The organism is Dietzia sp. CQ4, from assembly GCF_014145125.1.
Taxonomy (GTDB): domain Bacteria; phylum Actinomycetota; class Actinomycetes; order Mycobacteriales; family Mycobacteriaceae; genus Dietzia; species Dietzia natronolimnaea.
The window spans coordinates 1-2525 of sequence record NZ_JAALDZ010000368.1 but is presented as its reverse complement, the minus strand read 5'-3'; the positions used below and the strand labels follow the sequence as shown (position 1 = coordinate 2525).

At 68.0% G+C, this 2525-nt stretch carries 2 protein-coding genes; one reads left to right on the top strand and one right to left on the bottom strand.

Translation table 11 applies throughout. From position 1 onward, the window contains the following. Positions 1-1021 precede the first annotated feature (1021 nt). Positions 1022-1582, top strand: coding sequence for an alpha/beta fold hydrolase (locus tag G6031_RS17115; protein ID WP_179524635.1), 561 nt, complete (start codon positions 1022-1024; stop codon positions 1580-1582). Between the two features lie 133 nt (positions 1583-1715). On the opposite strand, the gene G6031_RS17110 is transcribed toward G6031_RS17115, so the two are convergent. Then, positions 1716-2483 (bottom strand): bile acid:sodium symporter, encoded by a 768-nt coding sequence (locus G6031_RS17110; protein WP_277820171.1) that lies wholly within the window; start codon positions 2481-2483, stop codon positions 1716-1718. Positions 2484-2525 lie beyond the last annotated feature (42 nt).

Below are 2525 nucleotides of genomic sequence, written 5' to 3'. Positions count from 1 at the left end.
AAACAAAACACACTGTTGAGTTCTCAAACAACACCACCACACCGTCGCCACGTGGCACTATCGCCACATACCTTCGGGGGAAGTTGCCGCTCTCCATCGGAGGCAGCTCGCCTACTCTAGCGGACCGAAGTCGATCGGTCAACCCGATCGTTCGGCCCCCCTTCGCGAAGCCACCGCCCGAAACCAGGACTCGAACCTCTCGGCTCGACCCCCGCTCCCTGGCGGCGCCGATAAAGTTACACGCGCCCCAACGGAACACCAAATCGGCTGGTCAACGCCTCCCAGGGCGCCCCTGCAGGCCCATGCCGGCAGATCGCCAAAGCCACGTACAGACGGGTCTTCCCGCTGCGTCCCTGCCGTGTTCCCCCTCCGGCCGCCCGCCTTCCGCCCCTGCCACCACGTGGTGTCCTACCCGACCCGAGGGGACGGGGCCTACGCGATCCGGTCATCAGTGCGGCTCGAGCTGCAGGGCGGAGTCGGCTCGTCCTCTCAGTGCTTGGCTCGTCCTCCCAGAGCTCCGTCGCGTGCGGTGAGTGGCCGTCCCGACTCACGACCGTGTGGGGGGCACTCAGGGCGGGGGCCTCGGCGTGCGGATCGCGACCGTGTGCGGGCTCACCGGTCTCACCCGTCACCGCCTCTACCGCGCCTCCGGCCGGGCCGGGGTCTTCTACCGAGCCGGCACCACGGCATGTCGCCGGCCGACCGCGCACCGTCGTGGCCGGGTACACCGTGCTGTGTCGATCGACGGCGACCGCCGCGCACCTCGCGTCGTTCCGCGTCGAGAACCTCCGAGCATCACGGCCCGGTCTCCGGTGCCCGCCGGCCACCGAACCCGGCAGCACACTGATGCATCAACGCGAGCAGGTGAGCAATTGCGCCACGCTCGGACTGAACCCGAGCAACGGTCGGACACTTTCCTCGGTGATCCCCGGCCGCGAGCCGGTGCGGAGGAGCGGAACGACACCCCGGCCGCCGGGGCTGTACACAGCCTCCCTGGCGGCACGGTCTACCGTTCGGTGGCATGACGTCGGTAAGAACCACCCAGGCCGTGATCTTCCACGGGTACGGTGCGACGCCCGCGGACCATTGGTTCGGGTGGCTCGCAGAACAGCTCGAACACGCGGGGGTCCCCACACGAGTACCCGCCTTGCCGGAGTCCACGTCCCCATCTCCGGACCGGTGGGCGGCTACCGCCGCAGAAGAGCTCGGTATCCCGGGGAGAGACACGATCGTGGTCGCCCACAGCCTCGGTTGCCTCACCGTTCTGCGCCACCTCGCCTCCCTGACGGGACCGTGGGAGGTGGGCGGTCTCGTGCTCGTCTCGGGATTCGTCGACCCGTTGCCGGGGCTACCCGAACTGGACGACTTCATCGGTGACGGCGTGGACCTGTCCGGGATCCGAGAGAGGGCCGGGTCGCTCACCATCTTGCGTTCCGACGACGACGATCATGTTCCTGTCGACCTCACAGACCGCCTGGCCGGTCTTCTCGGCACGTCGGCTCAGGTCGTCCCGGGAGCGGGACACTTCCTCGCGACCGACGGAGTCACGACGCTGCCCCACGCCCTCGACGCCATCGTGTGACACACGCAGCAGGCTCTCGGTGGAGTGTGCCGGCACCACCGTGGACAACCGTCGCTCCGCCCTCGCACCAGCCGAGCGCAGATAGGTGCGGTGGCCACATCCGCCGCCCCGGGACCCGTCGACACGGTGGTCCTCACAGTCCCCCGTCGGCGGACCGCTGGTCGGTCCTGAAGACCACCGGAATCAGCCAGAGGAAGGCGATCATGCCGAGGAGCTCGACCAGGGTCTGTGCCACGATCACAACTGCCGCCACCTCGAACCCCTCAGGCAGTGCGAGCGCCAGCGGAAGGACGACAAACGAATTCCGGGTCCCGAGTCCGAAGGCGAGTGTCCGGGCCTGTCGGGGCGGGAGAGAGAACGAGACCGCCAGAGCCTTGGCGGTGAGCGCGCCCGCGAGCAGGAACGCCACGAAGACCGGGACGACGACCGGGAGAACGTTCAGCGCACCGAGCACGGTATCCACCTGAGCCGTGGCGACGAGAAACACGACACCAGCGAGCAGCGGAACCGGTGCCCAGGCCCATCGATCACGCACCACAAGACGCCCCGGGCGGGCATCGACCCACCACTGCGTGAGCGTCGACGCGATCAGGGGCACGGCGACGATCAGCAGCGCTGGCGCGACCACGTTGAGCGTGATCAACCCTGTGACCTCCTCCCGCGCCATGAGCAGCAGATAAAGAGGAAGCAGTAGCAGCTGTAGAACAAGGTTGACGGGGGTCACCGCGACGGCCCGGGGCACATCCCCGCCGGCGAGCTGGGTGAAGGCGATGAACCAGTCGGTGCACGGCACGAGCAACACCAGCAACACGCTCAGACGGATCGCGGGGTCGGCGGGAAGGAGAGACACCATCGCCCACACGATCAGGGGCATGAGTACGAAGTTGCCCAACAGGACCAGGGTAAGTCCCCTGGAGTGGTGGGGTTTGGGGGCCGGGGTTTG

Excerpts from the sequence above, each read along its gene's own strand:
- G6031_RS17115 (WP_179524635.1), top strand. The coding sequence starts at position 1,022 with ATGACGTCGGTAAGAACCACCCAGGCCGTGATCTTCCACGGGTACGGT.